At 44.3% G+C, this 19,311-nt stretch carries 18 protein-coding genes; 15 read left to right on the forward strand and 3 right to left on the reverse strand.

The features are described 5' to 3' along the window. The first annotated feature begins 107 nt into the window (after positions 1-107). From ACYVUV_RS04440 to ACYVUV_RS04450, 3 genes are all read left to right on the forward strand, one after another. On the forward strand, positions 108-971 hold the full coding sequence (locus tag ACYVUV_RS04440) for an aldo/keto reductase (RefSeq protein WP_484499036.1): 864 nt from the start codon (positions 108-110) through the stop codon (positions 969-971). A gap of 137 nt (positions 972-1,108) precedes the next feature. After that, positions 1,109-1,954 carry an alpha/beta hydrolase gene (locus ACYVUV_RS04445; RefSeq protein WP_439775961.1) on the forward strand — a complete coding sequence of 282 codons (846 nt, stop codon included), beginning with the start codon at positions 1,109-1,111 and terminating at the stop codon, positions 1,952-1,954. 50 nt (positions 1,955-2,004) lie between these two features. Continuing rightward, on the forward strand, positions 2,005-2,466 hold the full coding sequence (locus tag ACYVUV_RS04450; protein WP_439775962.1) for a GNAT family N-acetyltransferase: 462 nt from the start codon (positions 2,005-2,007) through the stop codon (positions 2,464-2,466). A gap of 55 nt (positions 2,467-2,521) precedes the next feature. Here the strand turns inward: ACYVUV_RS04450 and ACYVUV_RS04455 are convergent, their stop codons facing one another. After that, positions 2,522-2,740, reverse strand: a complete 219-nt coding sequence (locus tag ACYVUV_RS04455) for an antitoxin of toxin-antitoxin stability system (protein ID WP_439775963.1) — start codon at positions 2,738-2,740, stop codon at positions 2,522-2,524. Positions 2,741-3,134: 394 nt separating this feature from the next. On the opposite strand from ACYVUV_RS04455, the gene ACYVUV_RS04460 reads away from it, so the two are divergent. The 3 genes from ACYVUV_RS04460 (at position 3,135) to ACYVUV_RS04470 (ending at position 5,854) form a co-directional block, all read left to right on the forward strand. Then, positions 3,135-3,569: a hypothetical protein gene (locus ACYVUV_RS04460; RefSeq protein WP_484499037.1), complete on the forward strand. Its 435-nt coding sequence runs from the start codon at positions 3,135-3,137 to the stop codon at positions 3,567-3,569. 93 nt (positions 3,570-3,662) lie between these two features. Further along, the gene (locus tag ACYVUV_RS04465; RefSeq protein ID WP_439775965.1) at positions 3,663-4,853 is read left to right on the forward strand and encodes a glycosyltransferase family 2 protein; all 1,191 of its coding nucleotides are present in this window, start codon (positions 3,663-3,665) and stop codon (positions 4,851-4,853) included. Then, entirely contained in the window at positions 4,850-5,854 is a 1,005-nt protein-coding gene (locus ACYVUV_RS04470; RefSeq protein ID WP_439775966.1) for a hypothetical protein, read from the forward strand. Before ACYVUV_RS04465 ends, ACYVUV_RS04470 begins: the two co-directional genes overlap by 4 nt. An 86-nt stretch (positions 5,855-5,940) precedes the next feature. Here the strand turns inward: ACYVUV_RS04470 and ACYVUV_RS04475 are convergent, their stop codons facing one another. Then, complete coding sequence (locus tag ACYVUV_RS04475) at positions 5,941-6,375, reverse strand: hypothetical protein (RefSeq protein WP_439775967.1); 435 nt, start codon at positions 6,373-6,375, stop codon at positions 5,941-5,943. Positions 6,376-6,522: 147 nt separating this feature from the next. On the opposite strand from ACYVUV_RS04475, the gene ACYVUV_RS04480 reads away from it, so the two are divergent. Next, complete coding sequence (locus ACYVUV_RS04480; RefSeq protein ID WP_484499368.1) at positions 6,523-7,401, forward strand: IS982 family transposase; 879 nt, start codon at positions 6,523-6,525, stop codon at positions 7,399-7,401. Here ACYVUV_RS04480 and ACYVUV_RS04485 read toward each other — a convergent pair. Beyond that, the gene (locus ACYVUV_RS04485; protein WP_484499038.1) at positions 7,398-7,610 is read right to left on the reverse strand and encodes a hypothetical protein; all 213 of its coding nucleotides are present in this window, start codon (positions 7,608-7,610) and stop codon (positions 7,398-7,400) included. The genes ACYVUV_RS04480 and ACYVUV_RS04485 overlap by 4 nt on opposite strands. A gap of 143 nt (positions 7,611-7,753) precedes the next feature. On the opposite strand from ACYVUV_RS04485, the gene ACYVUV_RS04490 reads away from it, so the two are divergent. From ACYVUV_RS04490 to ACYVUV_RS04525, 8 genes are all read left to right on the forward strand, one after another. Next, the gene (locus tag ACYVUV_RS04490) at positions 7,754-8,335 is read left to right on the forward strand and encodes a TetR/AcrR family transcriptional regulator (protein WP_484499039.1); all 582 of its coding nucleotides are present in this window, start codon (positions 7,754-7,756) and stop codon (positions 8,333-8,335) included. Between the two features lie 16 nt (positions 8,336-8,351). Further along, complete coding sequence (locus ACYVUV_RS04495) at positions 8,352-8,939, forward strand: MBL fold metallo-hydrolase (RefSeq protein WP_484499040.1); 588 nt, start codon at positions 8,352-8,354, stop codon at positions 8,937-8,939. A gap of 70 nt (positions 8,940-9,009) precedes the next feature. Continuing rightward, positions 9,010-10,410, forward strand: a complete 1,401-nt coding sequence (locus ACYVUV_RS04500; protein ID WP_484499041.1) for a hypothetical protein — start codon at positions 9,010-9,012, stop codon at positions 10,408-10,410. A gap of 200 nt (positions 10,411-10,610) precedes the next feature. Beyond that, entirely contained in the window at positions 10,611-17,069 is a 6,459-nt protein-coding gene (locus tag ACYVUV_RS04505) for an AAA domain-containing protein (RefSeq protein ID WP_484499042.1), read from the forward strand. An 84-nt stretch (positions 17,070-17,153) separates the two neighbouring features. Beyond that, positions 17,154-17,336, forward strand: a complete 183-nt coding sequence (locus ACYVUV_RS04510) for a hypothetical protein (protein ID WP_484499043.1) — start codon at positions 17,154-17,156, stop codon at positions 17,334-17,336. After that, entirely contained in the window at positions 17,329-17,676 is a 348-nt protein-coding gene (gene tnpB, locus ACYVUV_RS04515) for an IS66 family insertion sequence element accessory protein TnpB (protein ID WP_484499044.1), read from the forward strand. Before ACYVUV_RS04510 ends, tnpB begins: the two co-directional genes overlap by 8 nt. Positions 17,677-17,731: 55 nt before the next feature. After that, positions 17,732-17,986 carry a transposase domain-containing protein gene (locus ACYVUV_RS04520; protein ID WP_484499045.1) on the forward strand — a complete coding sequence of 85 codons (255 nt, stop codon included), beginning with the start codon at positions 17,732-17,734 and terminating at the stop codon, positions 17,984-17,986. Next, positions 17,943-19,286, forward strand: a complete 1,344-nt coding sequence (locus tag ACYVUV_RS04525; protein ID WP_484499046.1) for an IS66-like element short variant transposase — start codon at positions 17,943-17,945, stop codon at positions 19,284-19,286. The genes ACYVUV_RS04520 and ACYVUV_RS04525 overlap by 44 nt, the downstream gene beginning before the upstream one ends. Positions 19,287-19,311: the final 25 nt, after the last annotated feature.

Consider the following 19,311-nt stretch of genomic DNA (forward strand, 5'->3'; position numbering starts at 1 on the left):
GAAGCAATATGCGGTAAATGCATAACAGACCATCAAGAATAAGCATTGTACATATTATTTCCACCTTCCTATAATTAACATAGAATTGAAATTGAGGAGGAAAAAACATGTACGACAAGCTGATGACTTTAAGTAATGGAGTGCAGATTCCCCAGATGGCTCTGGGTACTTGGTTTATTGCTGATGACAAGGCAGCAGAAGCAGTCCGGGAAGCGGTGAAGATCGGCTACCGGCATTTTGACACGGCCCAGGCCTACGGCAATGAGCGTGGGGTCGGCGAAGGGGTCCGGACGGCAGGGATTCCAAGAGAAGAAATTTTTGTTACCTCAAAGGTTGCTGCGGAAAACAAATCCTATGAATCAGCCGCGGCCTCAATTGATGAGAGCCTGGAAAAGCTGGGCCTGGACTATATCGACTTGATGATCATTCACAGCCCGCAGCCATGGAAAGAAGTCAACCAGTCAGACAACAGATACTTCGCGGAAAACCGGGAAGTCTGGCGGGCGCTGACCGATGCCTACAAGGCAGGGAAGGTCAAGGCGATCGGTGTTTCCAACTTCCTGAAAGAAGACATCGACAACATTTACGACTGGGCAGAAGTCAAGCCGATGGTCAACCAGGTGCTCTGCCACATTTCAAACAGCCCGCTTGAGCTGATCGACTACTGCCAGAAGAAGGGGATCGTTGTTGAAGCATATTCCCCGATGGGTCACGGCGAAATCATGAAGCAGCCAGAACTGGTCGAAATGGCCAAGAAGTACGGCGTAACTGTTCCCCAGCTTTGCAACCGCTATGACATCCAGCTGGGCACGGTCGTTTTGCCGAAGACGGCAAATCCTGAACATATGAAGACCAACGCGGATGTGGACTTTGTGATCTCAGACGAGGATATGGAGACTTTGAAAAATGTCGAAGTGATCAAGGATTACGGAGACAGCGGCGTCTTCCCAGTCTACGGCGGAAAGATGTAGCAATAGTTTTTGAATATAATCTGCCCTGCAATGTCAGACAACGTTTTTGCTGCTTGCAGGGCATTTTTATGCTTACTGTTTGGCCAAAAGAATACATCCAGGTAGAATAGAAATTGGCAAATAAACAAATTGGAGAGATGAAAAGAATGAAGACAAGAAGCAAGCATTTGGCAAAAATTATCCCGCTTATGCTGACCGGTTTGCTTTTGCTGACGGCATGCCAAAGACAGCTGACTAAGACGGAGAAGAAAGCTCAGGCAAAGGAAACGGTGACCTTCTTCTTCCATGGCTACGGATCCAGCATCAACGCGGAAAAACATATGGCTGAAGCGGCCAGACAGGCGGGCAAGACCAATGAAGTTTTGGAAGCTACGGTCAACGAAAACGGGTCAGTCAAAATCAAGGGCAAGTTCGCTAAGAAGCCCAAGAATCCAGTCGTTTTAGTCGGTTTTGCCGACAACCAAAATCCCGACTACCATAAGGACGGCTGGTATGCCTACAAGGCAGTCAAAACGGCCCAGAAGAAGCTGGGCTTTTCCAAGATGAACCTGGTTGGCCACTCCATGGGCAACATGGCCATCAGCTACATGATCATGGATTATTCTGCTAAGAAGAATTTCCCAAAGATCAAGAAGCAGGTTGACATCGCCGGCCACTTCAACGGGATAATTGGCTTTGACAAAAATTCAAACTCAAGTCTGGATGCATCCGGCAAGCCGAAGAAGATGAATTCGACCTATCAAGAACTGACGCGGCTCCGGCAGGTCTATCCAAAGGGAATTGACGTCCTTAACATTTACGGTGATACTGGTAAAAAGTCAGACGGCCGGGTCTACAACAATTCCTCTAAGTCGCTCAAGTACCTTTTAGTCAAGGCCAAGAGTTACAAGGAATTGAAGATCACTGGCAAGGGCGGCCAGCACAGCCGCCTCCATGAAAACAGCAAAGTCGACAAGGCCTTGCAGGACTTTTTGTGGGAATAACGCTTTTTAAAGGCAGGTTGGTATAATCTAATCAAACAGGAGGCCAGTTTATGAAACAGCAGCTTTTGCGACTTGATGGAACATTTGCAAACGATTTTTGGCGGCTGAGAAAAGAGCTGTTTACGGAACTAGGTGAAGTCACAACAGACAGCGATCTTTCCGCCTTGGAAGAAGCAACTAAGCAGTACTATCTGACCCATATTGACAGGGACTTGATCAGCTGGGGGATGCTGGAAGACGGAAAACTGGCGGCAACTGGTTCGCTTTGCCTTTTTAGCCGGATTCCCTACGCGGAGAACCTAACCGGACAGGAAGGCTATATCTTGAACATCTACACTTCACCTAAGTCCAGAAAGCAGGGCTACGCCAAGCAAATTGTCGATGAAATAATCGACTATGCCCGTAGAACCGGAATCAAACGCCTTTGGCTGAATGCCAGTGAAGACGGCGAGAGCGCATACGAAAAGAAGGGCTTCAGTAAAAAGAATAACGAGATGGAGCTGTTTTTGTAGAAAAATAAGGCCAGGCGCTATGGTAAGTGCCTGGCCTTTGTGCTATGCTTCCGGTCTATGTTAATCCTCTGAACGCTTCTTCCTGCTTACATTCAGTGTATTTTTTGTCCCAATCTGGATCACGGAATGGATTTAAACTCTCTGGAACAAAAACGATTATTCCATCTCTTCCCTGGTAGACGCTGTACTCTTCAGCATCAGCTACGATATTCTTCGGAATAGGGAGAACTTTCGAGTCGCCAACTTGTCTTATTTTTGCTCTGTTTTCTGTCATTTGGGGTCTCCTTTCAATTCCATTGCTTACACAAAGTATATACCGGAAAAGACAATCAAGCCAAAAGATTCCGAGCGGCAAAACATGTCCTTTAGGAAATATCTACCCAAAACCTTTCAAGCAAACTGCTTGGAAGGATTTTTTGTGGGAAAAACAAGATCCGTGTAGCAGGTTGGCCCGAAAAAGTCAAATTCAATAAGTAAGAAATAATGTGAATTGCTGCCAGAATCTAAATATTTCGCGAGAGACCGGGACTTTTCTTAAAGGCTAATTAAATAAGTTGGGTATTTTATTATACTTTCATACCGATATTGCAATCAGATTTGATGATTATTATAATATGCATTAGAAAGAATAGGATTATTACTTATAAGAGATGAGAGAGGACCGAACCATGAACATCAAAAAGATTGTTAAGTTGGCTATCCTGCCAGCATCACTGATTGCTTTATCACAGACCAGCCTGCCAAGCGTTATTGCCGACGCCTTGACTCCAGCTTCTACTGGCAGTACGGCAGCCGTAGCGCAAACCGCCAAAAGCGCTGATGTGGCCAGCATCGCTGCTCTTGCCGCAAAGGCAGAAGGCGGAAGCGGCGCGCTTGGTGAAGGCTGGGTAGTAGTTCCAGGCATCCCGGCTAAGCCAGGTATTCCAGCTAAGCCAGGCGTACCGGGCAAGCCAGGTGTTCCAGGCAAAGCAGGCATCCCGGGCTACGGGTCTCTTGCTTCAACTGCTGCAACGGCAGCCACAGCCGCAACCGCGGCGACTGCCGGCACTGCTGCAACGGCTGCAACGGCAGCTACTGCTCCTACGGCAGTCAAGGTCAAATAGCCCCCAGTCATTCAAAGGGGGTGGTGATTTATCAGTCAGACGATTTTTGAAATATCACTAACGGGCGTAATCATTTATGTCCTCTGGGTCTTCTTGCTCCTGGCCGCGGGGCAAAACGGCAAGTCAATTGAGCTTGATCCCTTATTAACCAAGGGCTACCAGTTGGTCTTGCTGGTCCCGGCCATGAATGAAGAAGGCATCATCGAACAAACCATGCGCCTGTTTTTAAGGGAAACGGCGAATTTACCCAATGTAAAAATGGTCATCATCGATGACGCGTCCAGTGACGACACAGCCTTCTTGGTCAAAAGCTTTAGCAAGCAGGCTGGCGGGAAAATCCAGCTTCTGCAAAGGCAGCTGCCCCAGGCCCAGACAGGCAAGGGCAATGCTCTTAACTGGGCCTACCAGCAAGTCGTTATGGACAATAGCGACCCGGACCATTTGATCTGCGGCGTTTTGGACGCGGATGCCTATATGGCAGAAGAAAGCTACCTCAAGGTCATCCAGTATTTTGCCCAAGATGAAAAACTGGACCTGCTCCAGACCCGGGTGGGGATGCTGGAGACCAGAAATTGGCTGCAGATCATGCAGGACATTGAGTTCACGGTCATCAACGACTGGATTCAGAACACCAGAAACCGCTTAGGCAACGCGGCGGCATCGGGCAATGGCCAGTTTATCCGGGTATCTTCGGTGACGGCCCAGCGGCCATGGGGCAACGCCTTGCTGGAGGATTTTGAGTTCAGTACCCGCTTTTTGCTAGAGGGGAAGAAGACTTTGTATGCCGGGGATGCGGTGGTTTACCAAGAAGCCATCGATAAGCCCCGTCCCTTTATCAAGCAGCGGGCCAGATGGACGCAAGGAGGGCTTGACTGCCTCTTTGGCTACTGGCCGAGAGTTTTAAAGAGTCACCGGATCAACCTGCCAGCTAAAGCTGAGATGTCATTTTACATGCTGATACCTTTTGTCACCTTGGTTACGGGGATCGCCAGCTTGATCGTTTTTGTCTTTACTTTAAGCAATTTGGATGACTACTGGCGGCTCTTAGCGGTGATTGTGGCAGTCAACATGATTTTCAACATGTATATCATTGTCCAGTACCAGCGGGCCAGCCAGACAAAGCAATATGGGCTTTTGATCTGGACCGTGCTAACTTTTGCTTTTTATAATTACTTGCTTTACCCGGCGATCGTGATCGCTTTTTATAAAAAAATCAGCGGGCGGACCAACTGGGTTAAGACGACACATGGAATTAAGAGAAAAATCGGGAGGAAAGTCTCATGAAAAAATGGAAGTCAACTTTAATGGTGGCAAGCGCCACCTTAGGGATGTTCTTTGCCTTTGGCAACAGCAGCGTTAAGGCTGATGACGTAAACGACACGGCTAACACGACTGCCGTGCAAACGCAAACTGTTCAGACCGCGCAAACCACGCAAACTACTCAAACTGCTACCGAACAGACAACTGGCAGCAGTTCAGAAACTGCTACTACGACTAGTCAAGCAACTGAAGCCACTACGGCAGATACGGCAAGCCAGGCTACTGAAGCAACAACTGCCACTGTTGCAGACACGGCAAGCAAGGCAGAAACCGCGGCAACTTCAGAAAAGTTGGCAACTGACTTAGCGGACACGGCTGCAACTGCTGGCACTGCCGAAACTGCAGCAACCGCTCCAACTGCGGGCACTGCTGAAACTGCGGCAACTGCACCGACTGCTGGTACTGCTGGCAATGCAGCTACTGCTCCAACTGCTGGCACTGCTGAAACTGCAGCTACTGCTCCAACTGCTGGCACTGCCGGTACTGCCGGTACTGCTGGCACTGCCGGTACTGCCGGTACTGCTGGCACTGCCGGTACTGCTGGCACTGCTGGCACTGCTGGCACTGCTGGCACTGCTGGCACTGCCGAAACTGCTCCAACTGCGCCAACCGCACCGACTGCCCCAACTGCTCCAACTGCACCGACCTCACCTACAGCACCTACTGCCCCAACTGCTCCAACTGCCCCAACTGCCCCAACTGCTCCAACTGCTCCAACTGCACCTACTGCCCCAACTGCTCCAACAGCTCCAACCGCGCCTACAGCACCGACCGCACCTACGGCTCCAACTGCCCCAACTGCGCCGACTGAACCAACTAAGCCAACCACTCCAACTTGCCAAAGCTACGTTGTCGTTGTAATTGTCCGGGTTCACTACTACAGTTACCGCAGCTACAGCTGTCGTCCATTCTTTGCAATGAACCATTGCTTCCGCAGCTGCGCTTGGATGCCATTCTTTTTCTAAGCCGGCAGCTCTGACTTAAATACATTTTTTTCTCCAATACAAATCAACTCTCTCTATTTGCTTAGAGAGAGTTTTTTGATGCAATATTATTTTTTCATTTTCTGGATATATTGATTGTAAAAGCCATGGTTGGTCCAGCCATAGGGGTTATCCGTGTTCTTGAGAACTTTTTCCGGCAAATTGACCAGCAGAATTGATAACACGACAAGAATGATGATCCCGCCGGCAATGTCAGCCAGCTTGAGCCTGTTTTTGATAAAGCAAACCGTATAGGCAATCCCTAAAGGCAGCCAGCAGGCAAGGGCAGTGACCAGTCCAGGCGCGTAAAAGCCGGTGTTAATCCCCATCTGGGCAAAAATTTCCATTGAGTGCCGGGCAAGATAGAGGTGAATGAAGCATTCAAAGTAGGAAAAAATCATAACTCCAAAGCTCATCTTGCGGCCATATTTGCTAGCTTCCACCAGGATAAACCAGAGCAGAGCCCCGCCGAAGTTCGTGATCAAGTCAGTGAGCTTGTTCATGGGATAGAGGCCGCGCAAAGCCGGAGATGAATTGATGTTATAGATATAATACGCGTGGTGCTAGTTGAAATATAGTTTCAATTTCTTAACAAAAAAGGTCCAACATTGTAGACTCTAGTTGGAAAAAAGAAAGGAGTCCTTACAATGTTGAACCAACTACAGATTAAACGTTATAGTCACCGTTTGCAAGTGGAATTTCGAACTTTGTCGAAAATCTGCAAGAAACTTTATTACAAGTACGCTCCATCTCGGTTAACTCACCGTCGCAATGCCAGTCTGGTAAAGGTTCCAGACTACGAAATTATTGCATTACTTGTCTGGCAAGCTGAGGAAGGTATATCTTCTCAGCGCAGATTTGCTCGCTGTTGGGGACTTTGTGGGCTCTCCAGATCTCGTTTCAATCGCAGAGCTAGAGCGCTTCTTGGCATCACTGTTCAGATCGTCAACGAACTAAACTCAAGAGTCGATCTGTCTGATCAGTACATGATCATTGACAGTCTACCCATGCCTTTGTGTCAGCCAATCAGAAACCGCAGAGCTAAAGTGTTTGAAGGAATTGCCAACATTGGCTATAACTCAACCAAACAGTTTTACTATTACGGCTTTAAAGGCCACTTTGCCGTAGCTCAAGACGGTTATGTTCTTGGCTATGTAATCACACAAGCATCAATACACGATGCAAAAGAAGCAGAAGAGCTGATTCTCACTACCCATCCCGAAGGGCACTTTATTTTAGGCGATGAAGGCTATATAGGCAAGCAGCTGCACGATACTCTCAAGATAAACGGCTATATACTGTGGACACCTTACCGGAAAAATATGAAAGGTGCTAAGCAGCATAACAAAAGAGAGCTAATGGCAATTCGCCGAACGATCGAGAGTGTGTTCTCTGTACTAAAGTACTACGGAATTGAAAATATTCTTGCAAGAAGTACAGACGGTTTCCAACAAACCGTCGAGATAATCGTACTAACTTACAATATCAGCTACATCCTACAGAGATATGGACTCAACTTCTTCAACTAGCACCACGCGTAGATATAATGAAATCCGCCAGGGATCACCCATTCTTCCCAAACGTGCAAGGTTAGGGTGATTACGGTGAAGGCCCCAAGTTTCCGCCAGCTGTCCCATTTCTTCCATTGAGTGATCAGCTGTACGGTTAAAATGATGCTCATGATGATCATGCAGTAGAGCCACCCCCAGGATACAAAGTAAAGCCATGTCTGCCACATTTGTCTCTTCCTCCTTAGTTTGTTTCGCTACATTTGTTGCGTTTAATCGTATGATGTGCTAGGATTCGCTTTGATACAAGCTTTTTAAAAAAATCCGCTTCACGGCGATGGAAATTTGTAGCGGATCTCAGCAGGAGGAGAAAATGTACCATATCAGCAATGACTCGCGGACAAAAAGGTCGGCTGAAAAGGCCTGGCTGGCGGTGAAGAAGTGTCTTGAGCAGAAAAGTTTTGCGGATATAACTGTGATGGACCTTGCTAAACAGGCAGGCATGGCGCGGACGACATTTTACCGGTCTTTTGACAATACGGCGGACGTGCTTGTCTGGAAGTGTGACGAGAGCTTTCGCGAAGTGATGGATAGTTACCAGCCAGAGAAATTTGGCGGTGAACTGGACTTAGCCCGGCACTTTTTTGCCTATTGGGCAGACCATTATGAAATCCTTGAGCTCTTGCTGAAAATTGGCAGGCAGGACATCATTTACAGCTGCCATATGAAGAACGCGGAGCTTTTGGCCAGGCGATATGGAGAATTGCCGGCTTTGCCAGAGGCGCATAAGAATTACTTTATGGCGGTCAGGACAGGCTTCATGATCAGTATCTTGACTGCCTGGATCAAGGGAGGAAGAAAAGAAAGCGCGGGCGAGCTGCTGGCGATTATGGAAGAACAGATTGTTTTGCTGGGAAAAGGGATGGGGAAGGGAATTGCCGATGTGCGAGACTAGAGATAAGGAGAAGAACATGACTGACGTAACAGAACTGACTTATGGCCGGACCAAGACCTTCTTGATCAATGGCAAGCTGCTGATCGATACGGACTGGGCTGGGACTTTGCCTGCTTTTTTAAACTGCATTAAAGGGCAGGGAATATCCTTAGAAGGCATCGAGTATCTGCTGGTGACGCATTATCACCCGGACCATATGGGGATCGCGGCGGACTTGATGGCACAAGGCGTTAAGCTCTTGGTGATGGATGTACAGAAGGATTTCATTCACCGGCCAGACGCAATTTTTGCCAAAGAGAAGAAGACCAGGTTTACTCCGATACCAGATGAGCAGGCCATTTATTTGAAGTGCAAGGATAGCAGGGATTTTTTGAAAAAGCTGGGGATTGAAGGAGAGATTATCGCGACGCCTGGGCATTCTGATGACAGTATCAGCTTGATCCTGGATGAGGAAAAAGCTGCCTTTATTGGCGATATTCCGCCGCTTGAGCAGATTGAGTATTACCAGGATCCAGTCTTGAAAAAGAGCGTGGAGACGATTTTAGCGCGGAGAGTGATAACCCTCTACCATAGCCATTGGCCAGAGGAAGAAATTATGGATTAGAGAAAGCGGTGACATACTAGGGTATAATTAAAGCAGTACGTTTTGGAGAAGTGAAAAAGGGGGACTAAAAATGCTGCTGTATTCGACCATGCTTGATGTAAACGATACGCTGACTAAGGAAAAATTCATCCAGTTAGTGATCAAGTGGAACCAGGAGAGCCAGTACGAGGAGAATGTGATTCCAGGGCTAGCCTGGGACGGGCAGATGAATGTCAGGTACGGGGATGACCAGCATTGGCTGGAGATCGAGGAGTACAGAAACGGGAATACTGTCGCTATCCGCTATCAAAAGGTTGAGGAAAACGGCCGGATCTGGAACAGCGATTATGTCATGAATTTTGCCGCGGGCAAGATGCACATCCAGCTGGACCGGAGCTTCACGGGGGATGCAAATGACCTGGACCAGGAATTTTCCACCCCGCACTTTTTGACCTTTTTAATTGAGGAAGGACATCTGCAAGCTGATGGAGACCTGCCAGTTACTAGAGAGCCGATTTATGTTGGCAAAAATAACTTTGATCTGCTGGCGAAAGTGATTAAAGGCGAGTCGTCCTACCAGCTGCCGGTGGTGTATGTGTCAAAGACCAAGCAGGGCCAATATCCAGTTGACGTGAATTTGTTGGCCAGCAAGCTCAAGGGCGTGGCACATGTGCTGGTTCAAGAGAGTCCGAACTATGACGAAACAAGCAAAGAGCTGAATGAGCATTATGGGACAGTAGGAGTCTACTATCCAAACAAGGCCGTTCAGCCGAAGAGTTTTTGGTATAAGGATACCACGGCGCAGAGGAAAAATATGCTGGATAGCATAATATACGCGGTGATGACCTACTGCAACTGCCAGCAGGTAGACGGGACATATACTTGGGATGGCGTGCTTAACGCGATTTCCAAGGACCGGCTGGAGAGTCAGCAAGAAGAGCGGGAGCAGGCTGAAACGGAGAAAGAACAGGTCTACTCTGAATTTGATGATGAGCTGAAAACTTTGCAGGAGCGGATTGACAGCTTGACCCAAGAGAATGAGGCTCTGCGGGCTGAAAACGCGGGCTTGCACAGCAAGTTTGGTGAGATGGACAAGCGGCCGGTTTTGGTCATGGGGGATGAAGAGGATCTCTATCCAGGCGAGATCAAGGAACTGGTGCTGTCAGTTTTGGCTGATGAGCTGGAGCGCCGGGTTGCGAAGCCTAGCAGAAGAAGCGATGTTTTTTCGGACCTGATCGAGAAAAATGACTATCAAGGCGTCTACCGGAAAAAGAAGGCTGAGATTCAAAGGATGTTGAAGAATTACACTATCATGGATGCCAAGACCCGGAAGGCTCTGCAGGATTTCGGCTTTAGGATTGAGGAGGACGGCAAGCACTACCGGCTGACCTATTTCGGTGACGCCCGCTACAACACCACGGTGGCCAAGACGCCGAGCGATGCCCGCGCCGGAAAGAATATCGCGCACTTTATTGAGCAGACGATGATGTAGGGGGCAAGGAAATGTGACTCTCTCTAATGCTTTAGGGAGAGTTTTTTGGTATGTAATATCAAGAAAATATGGCTTTAGTCAAAAAATTGCATCTGATTTGTATTCTTGATGAGATATATCATCACGGTGTCTTTTAAATGAAAGCTGTAACATCTATAATATATTTGTTAAGCTAGTAAAAATCAAAATTGGAGAAAAAGATGGATGTTCAAGAAAATCGTGGCAATGTTACCAAACTGTTAACTTTTTTGAAAGGGATGAATTCGTTAAAGAGGTCAGTTGTTACAGACGTGAGTAAGCAACCTTGGTCTTATAATTTATCTGATTTACCACAAGATACAGAATACGTAAAAGTTGAGTTTCATGATGAGCAATTAGAGAACGATGAAGCAACTTCAGAGGATTATCTTGTAAAAATACAGAAACCGGTATTTGAAAAGTGCCCAGAACCGAATGAGAGTTTTAAGGAATGGCTTAAGGTGGGTTGGGATGACTATTTAAAGCAAGCAGAACACCTCGACAATATCAAGCGAGAAAATGACGCTAATGAAAGTGCCCCCTACTCAGTGGATGATGAATCACAATTATATGAAGCTTTCGAAGATGATGAACAACGTGTAACTGCTTATAACAGTTGGCTAAAAGAACGTGAAATTTGGCAATCTCGACAGAAGCCTCTTGAAAAAGTTAATGCGCTATTCCTAGATTTCTTTGATCTTTATCAAGACTTGGCACAAAATTCAGAAGTACATGAATTAATGATTGCCAATGGATTATTGACCTTAAAAGATGACCCAAACATTAATCATCCGATCTTGTTACAGAAAGTCAAAATTGAATTTGATGATCGTAAAAACACGATTTCTGTTGTAGATGGTAACAGCAATAGTCAGTTGTATGATCTGTTATTCTCTAAAATTAATAATGCCTCATCTGAAGCATTTCAAAAATTGCAACAAAAATTGGATGAAACATCAATTCACCCACTTAATCGAAAAGAAGTAATTGAATTCTTAGAGATCGCTGCTCATAGCCTAAGTCCAAAGGGCAAGTTCCTCAAGGAAAACGAGGAAATACTTCAAAATTCTCAAGATGAGTTGTTTATCAGATTTAAGCCAATGCTTATCTTGCAGAACAAGCAAGATGGACTTCCAAAGTTTATTGATAGAACGATCACAGATATTGAAGAAGGGAGCGACATCCCGAGTACATTATTAGATCTGACAGGTAAGCAAGCTACTCGACCCTTAAAGCCGGCACAAGAATTGTCGGTAGAACAAGAACTAGCAGAAGTCGGTGGGGAAGATCCAACCATCCTTCTCGCGAAGCCAGCTAACAAAGAACAACTGCAAATAGCTCGAGAAATTCAACATTCAGACAAGGTCTTGGTTCAAGGACCGCCAGGTACTGGTAAGACGCATACGATTGCCAACTTAATTGGTAATTTTTTAGCTCAAGGGCAGAGTATTTTAGTTTCAAGTTACAGTTCAAAAGCTTTGAGCGTCTTAAAAGACAAGCTTCCAAAAGAGCTACAAAGTCTGTGTGTTGCAGTTTTTGATGATTCAAATAAAGATATGGAGCGTTCCATTGACGGTATCTCGGAGCATATGTCTAATGAGAGTTCAGAAGGATTGAGAGCGAAAGCTAAGGAACAAGCTAATGTTCGAGATGCAATTATTTCTAAATTATCAGAGACACGGCAAAGAATTTACGAGATCAAATATAAGGAGTACAAGCCATTAATTTTCAACGGAAGTAGCATGTCTCCGGCAGATGCTGCTAAATTTGTCAGTGAAAACGCAGAAAAACTGGATTATATTCCAGGCAAAATCAAGCTCGATACGCCTTTGCCATTAAGTTATGAGGAGCTATCCGAGCTTTACAAAACAAATACTTCTGTAAGTTCTAATGAAGAAAAGGAATTGACTGAAGAGGTACCGGATCCAGAAACAATCGCCTCTCCAAAGGAACTTTCAGATTGCTTGGCTGCTGTACAAAGTATACGAGATAAAATTTCTAATTGTATTTCTGATGTTGAAGCAGAATATAATGAAGAAAATCAAGTAGCTATTTACGATGGAACTCGTATTTCACTGCAATCACATCAACAATATATCGAGCCAACGGAGAAGTTGCAAGACTTTCTTTCAAAAGAAAGAATTACGGTTCAATGGGAATTTAATGCCGTAGTAGATGGTAAAAATGGTGAAAGTAGTGGGTTGACTAAACGCTGGGAAATGCTTTGTGATCAAATTACGGCCACTGCAGAGTTGTCCAATGAGCTGGCTACAAAACTCTTTGGTAAGGAGATAACTATAGATCAAACTTACAACTCCGTTGATTTACCTTCGGTAATCGAAAAAATGAGAGATAAATATCTTGAAAAAGGTAAAATCGGAAAACTAGCTAGACTTGTTAATAAGCAATTTGATGCAGTAGAGAGCATGGTAAAAATCAATGGCCAGCCAATGAAGAATGCTGAAGACTGTGATTTGGTCTTAGGTTATCTGAATTTGCAGGAATTGCGGACAACTTGCACCAATTACTGGCAAGATTTGATTCGTGAGCCTAGCTTTGACTCCTTAAATGATGGACGATCCCCAGAACTGCAAGCTTTGCAATATGTTAGCCAGATCAAGAAGCGGCTGAATTGGTATGATACTGATTTTGCTCAACTGAAAAAGTTATTGCAGCAGGCTGGGTTTAAAACCGAGAGCATATTTGATTTTTCCTATGATCAATCCAATTCAGATATTATTTCAGAGATCTTTGAAAAAATTGAAGGAGAATTGCCATTTCTATGTCAACTACAATTGTTGTGTATTGAATATCAAAAGAAAGTTGGCAAATATAAAGAATTAACCGCAAAGATTAATGAACTGGGAATAGCAGATATTTGTCGAAAACTGCAGAGTGATTGGAAAGAAAAAGATACTAGTCAATATTCAAAAGATTATCAAGAACTTCAGCGCCTTTATAGCCTTTATGCTGTACAAGCTACTAGGAAGAAATATTTGGAGAAGCTCTCTGCAGCAGCACCTGTCTGGGCAGAAAAAATCAAATACCGTGAGGATAAATTCGGTTTAGACAAGGTACCTGAAAATATTGAAGAGGCTTGGGAGTGGAAGCAGTATAATCAAAAGCTTGCCGAAATCACTGCAGAGCCATTCGAGAAGCTTCAAAGAAAGAACAGTGAACTCAGTAAGGAATATCGTAAGATTACGGCTCAGCTAGCAGAAACTGAAGCTTGGCGTCACCTGTTGGAAAAAACTGAATGCAATCCTGATCTGCAGAAGAATCTGCAGAGTTGGAAGTTACTCACTAAAAAGATTGGTAAAGGCAAAGGTAAGAATGCGGCGATGTATCGCAATCAAGCACAACAGCTGATGATCAAGTGTCAAGAAGCGGTCCCGGCTTGGATCATGAACCTCAGCAATGTAACCAACAATATGGTTCCTGGCAAGAACAAGTTTGATGTCTTGATAATTGATGAAGCCAGTCAAGCTGATTTGTCAGCCTTGCCAGTTCTGTATTTGGCTAAAAAAGTCATTATTGTCGGGGATGATAAACAGGTTAGTCCAACTGGAAGTTTTACAAAATTAGATGAATTAAATTCGTTAGCTGCAAGTACCATTAAGGATGTATTACCTAATTGGGCTTTGTTTTCAGCAAATACATCCTTGTATGATATCGCTGCAACTATCTGCCAACCTTTGATGCTTCGTGAGCATTTCCGTTGTGTACCAGAAATTATCGGTTTTTCAAACCGCTTGAGCTATGACGGCAAAATCAAGCCACTTCGTGACAGTAGTAGCAGTGACTTATTGCCTGCTATGGTCAATTACCGTGTTGATGGTCATCGAGATGGTAGACACAAAACTAATGAAGTTGAAGCGAACACGATTGTCTCTCTTATACAAGCCATGCTTTGTGTCAAACAGTATAAAGACAAGACAATAGGCGTAATCTCTTTGATCGGTAAAGATCAAGCCAAGCTGATTCAAAATAAACTAGTAAGCAAGCTGAATTTGACTGAATACCAAAGACACCAAATTTTATGTGGTACTTCAGCGGAATTTCAAGGCGATGAGAGAGATGTTGTATTTCTTTCCATGATTGACAGCAATGAGAAGGAAGTCGGACCCATCAGAAAAATGGGAGCTCCTGATTCTCAGCCTGGGAAGGACTTGAGAAGGAGATATAACGTTGCGGTAAGCCGTGCGAAAGACCAACTATGGGTAGTCAACTCCTTAGATTACGCGAATGACCTGCAAGAAGGGGATGTGAGAAAGGAACTGCTTGAGTATGCTTCTAATCCACATGCATTCATGATCGAAAATGAAAAGATAGAAAGAGAAGCAGAATCGCCGTTTGAAGAAGAAGTCGCAAAAGCGCTAGCTGCAAGGGGCTATAAGCTTGTTCAGCAATGGCCAGTTGGAGCATATCGGATCGATATGGTTGCGATTGATGGCAATAGAAAAGTTGCTATTGAATGTGATGGTGAACGTTGGCACAGTAGCGAGGAACAGATCCGGAATGATATGGAAAGGCAGACCATTTTGGAACGCCTTGGCTGGCATTTTGTCCGTCTTCGCGGTAGTGAGTACTATGGAGACGCAGAAGCCGCAATTGACCGCGTATGTAGAGATCTCAGTCAATTTGGAATCAACCCAAATCATGAACAATTTGAGCCACAAAGTAATACAAAGCTACTTGACGAGCTTAAACGCATAGCTGCAGGTAATTTTTTTCTATCAGAAGGTGAACAAAATTCCTTTAAGTTATTTACAGATAAGAATTTTGCAGATATTAAAGGGACAAGTGCTGTGGCGTCAGACAAACTAGTGTTAAGCTCACCTAAAAATGAAGAAAGCCCATATTTGGATACAGGTAAAGATAATTCAGTTTCTCTTGATAAGGAGCTTTTTGGAGAAGAAAACGAGAAATTGTTACCTCAGATTGGTGAACAGTTGAATATGAACCAGCCAGAAGCAGAATATGAACAGGAATCTGGTACGGTAGTAAGTATTGATTCTAGTGTGGTGGAAGCAGAGAAGAACGCTCTTAAACTTGAAAAGCTAGTTTTTGAATTTAATAAACTGAAGCCTGGTTATTACGATCTGTTACTACTATTCTATTCTAATCCGTCTTTGATGGAAGATTTGAGTATAACTACAAAGCAAGAGCTGCTTGATTTGTGCAAGAAGATAAATCTTCCAGAGAAAGTACATGAGAATTTAACTTTATTGACTGGGACACGTTTTAGAATCGGCTCAGTAGATGAAAAGGATTGGCTTAAAGGACTACTCAAAAAATTTGTTGGCGAAAACATTATTTCAGCAAGTAACAAGATTTCAGAAGAAACAGGTTTTTCATCGCTTAGCATTCGTAAAAAAATTGAGCGGTTACTTCCTAATTGGGTGAACAGTAACAAAATTGTAATTGATCCATATAAGCCAGTTTATTCAAATACTACCTATACTGATCCTGAGACGGAAAAAATTAATCACGAAAAGTTTTTGATGTTATCTAAGGCGAAAGATACAAATTCAAATAAAGAAAAAGATGATTTTGAGTATGTAATTTCTATATTTCAACAGTTGAGACCTGGACTATACGGCCTTGGATACGTATATAATGAATTGAAGTGTTCACAACGGAAAAATTTAGGGTTAGATTCTGTTAAATCTCTTTTAGATTTGTGCAAGAATCGTCATGTTGAAAACTGGATTTCTGAAAAGTTAACCTTTGAAGAAGGAATGCATTTCAGAATTGGCACTGTAAATGATAAAGACTGGCTAGTTAAGGTATTAAAACAATGTACTGGCCAACATAAGTATGCAACCTTTATTAGAATTTCAATTCAAACTGGCCTTTCGACTGGTGAAGTTGAAGAATTAATAATGAAAAATGTACCAACATGGGTGAATAAAGAAGGAATTATCGAAGAGCCTGTAATTATAGAAAATGACCTTGTAGAAAAGGAAGAAAGTTCTGAATCTAGAAATGCATCAAAAAAACACCCTACAGATGGATCAGTATTAAAAGCATCAAATCCTGTGTATGGGTTAAAAGAGCCTGCTCGCCAAGGGTTTAATTCTGCATTTGAATCTTTTGCCAGGAATAATATGTATCAGCCTAAAAAAATAAATGTGAGTCTATTAAACAGTTACAATGAGTATTGTCAAGAGATAAGCAGATTGGATGCTAAAGAAAATAGCTTGGCTAATTTTAGGACAAAGGTATTGTATTCCGATATGGTGATTCAATCTGATAAAGATTCATATAGGTTTTACAGACTAACTTGGGCGTCACGCTATAAGGAGCAATTGGTATCTGTGATAAGTAAGTTGCCAAACGGCAGACATGATCTGAACGACATTGTCAAGCAAAATGGTCAACTGTTTGAAGAAATGAATATTTTGACTGGCTTCGAATTAGCAGAGATATGTATAAAACTAAATATTAAAAAATATATAAATTTCGAGCTGAGTTTTTCTCTGACCTCTTCACAAACATTAATTAAATATAATCCAAAGTACCCTGTAAGTGGTGATTCACCAATTCCTACCGAAAAGAACAAATCCGTAGTGAATAGCGAAATTGTTGCTTTTCAAGATACTTCACGTGGTATAAGGGAATTTGCAGCTAAACGGTAAGCACCCAATAGCGCGGTATCTATCAACCCCCGGGCAATAGTCATATACTGTTCTTAACAATTGAATACGGAGGAACACGATATTATGACTGAACATCCAATCGTACCGCTCGAGCTGCCGAAGGGCAAACCCAGACCTAGGAATAAGCTTCCAAAGAACAGGCTCGTTCTCAATCTGAAGTCCAATGGAGTTGAGCTGTCATTTTACAGTGATGCCACTAACGAGCTTATGCTCGAAGTCGTGGACAGGTTCTTGAGCCATGATTAATCTGGCTGAATTAGGTCGAGTGTTCATTGTTTGCGGTAAGACCGACATGCGCCGGGGAATTGATTCGCTTGCTTACATAGTTAAGAAGAGCTTCCATCTCGATCCCTTCTCTGGAAGTGTCTTTCTCTTCTGCGGCAGCCGAAGAGATCGCTTCAAAGCACTTTATTGGGACGGCCAGGGATTCTGGCTGCTCTATAAACGCTTTGAGAACGGGAAGCTGGCCTGGCCAAACAATGAAGACGAAGTTCGAGAGTTGTCTGATGAACAAGTCATGCGCTTGATGCAAGGCTTTACCATTGATCCTAAAATTAATACCGCAAGAGCTCGTGAATTCTATTGATTTCACGAGCTTTTCTGGTATTCTTATGATTATGAATCAAGGAGGGACAGCGATCATGACCGAAAAAGAAACTTTAGCTTTAATTGAAACGCTTAAAGCTAATATCGAAGCGCTCAAAGCAAATAACGAAGAATTGCTCAAGCAGGTTGCCCTTCTTACTGAACAAGTTGCTTATTTGACTAATAAGCTTTACGGCAAGTCTTCCGAAAAGAGAGCTGTCAACCCAGATCAACTGAGCCTTTTCGAGGAAGACAATGCCTCTCAAGATGACGAGGACTTACCCTCGCGTTACCGAAACTATTACCTATAAGAGACGCAAGCAAGTCGGCAGAAAGCAAGATATCTTAGATTCTCTGCCGGGCGAGGAAGTTCATCATCGTTTGGATGATCTTACCTGTCCAGACTGCCAGCACGAGCTGAAAGAGATCGGCAGCTTCTGTGCTAGAAAAGAGCTGCTCTATATTCCAGCCCAGGTTAAACGAATCGATCACATCCAGCACTCTTACAAGTGCCAGCACTGCAGTGATGAGGCACCAGCTGACAAGATTATCAAAGCACCTGTACCCAAGGCACCATTAACCAACAGTCTTGGCTCAGCTTCTTTGATCGCTGATACGATCTATCAGAAGTATGTCCTCAAGGTTCCTGCCTACCGGCAAGAGAAAGACTTGCGGCGCATGGGCCTTCCGCTTGATCACAAGACGGTTTCGAATTGGCATATCAAAGTCTGCGAGTACTACCTCTCCAGCCTTTACGAGCTCTTGAGAAAAGAGCTGCTAAAGCTGGATGTCATTCACGCAGATGAGACGCCATATCGAGTCTTAGACAGCGAAAGAGCTAAAGACTACGTCTGGACCTTCTTATCAGGCAAGCATGCCGAGAAGCCGATTGTCCTGTATCACCATGGATCACGAAAAGGTGCCGAAGCGTGGGATTTCCTCACAGGCTTCAGCGGATACCTTCATTGTGATCAATATCCTGGCTATTTACGATTAAGCCAACAGGATGTGACTCTTGTAGGCTGTATGGCTCATGCAAGACGCAAATTCCATGATTCCTTGCCTAAAGACAAGGCTAGAGAATCAGACGCAACTTCAGTGGCTAATCAAGGGATCCACTACTGTAATCAAATGTTTAGCCTGGAGCACGCTTGGGAAGATCTTTCCGCTGAAGAGAGATACGAGAAGCGTCAGTCTGAATTAAAGCCTCTGCTAGAGAAGTTTTCCGACTGGTGCTCCAAGAAATCAATCTCCGTGTTGCCTTCCGGCAAGCTGGGGACGGCCTTCCAGTATTGCATAAAGCACATGGACAAGTTCATGAACGTTCTAAAAGATGGTCGCCTTGAACTGTCCAACAACAGAGCAGAACGAGCAGTCAAAGAGATCGTCATGGGACGCAAGAACTGGCTCTTTTCACAGAGCAGTTCCGGCGCCAAGTCCATGGCTATCATTATGAGCATACTCGAAACTGCCAAGCAAAATGGCTTGGATCAATTCAAATATATCAACTATCTTCTAGACAAGCTGCCCAATGAGCTGTCATTATTAGACGATCAACGTCTGGAAGCCTATTTACCATGGGCTGAGAATGTTCAGCTCCACTGCAAGTAAAGTCCCATAAACTGATTAATCCCAT

The sequence above is a fragment of the Lactobacillus sp. WILCCON 0149 genome (assembly GCF_057197965.1).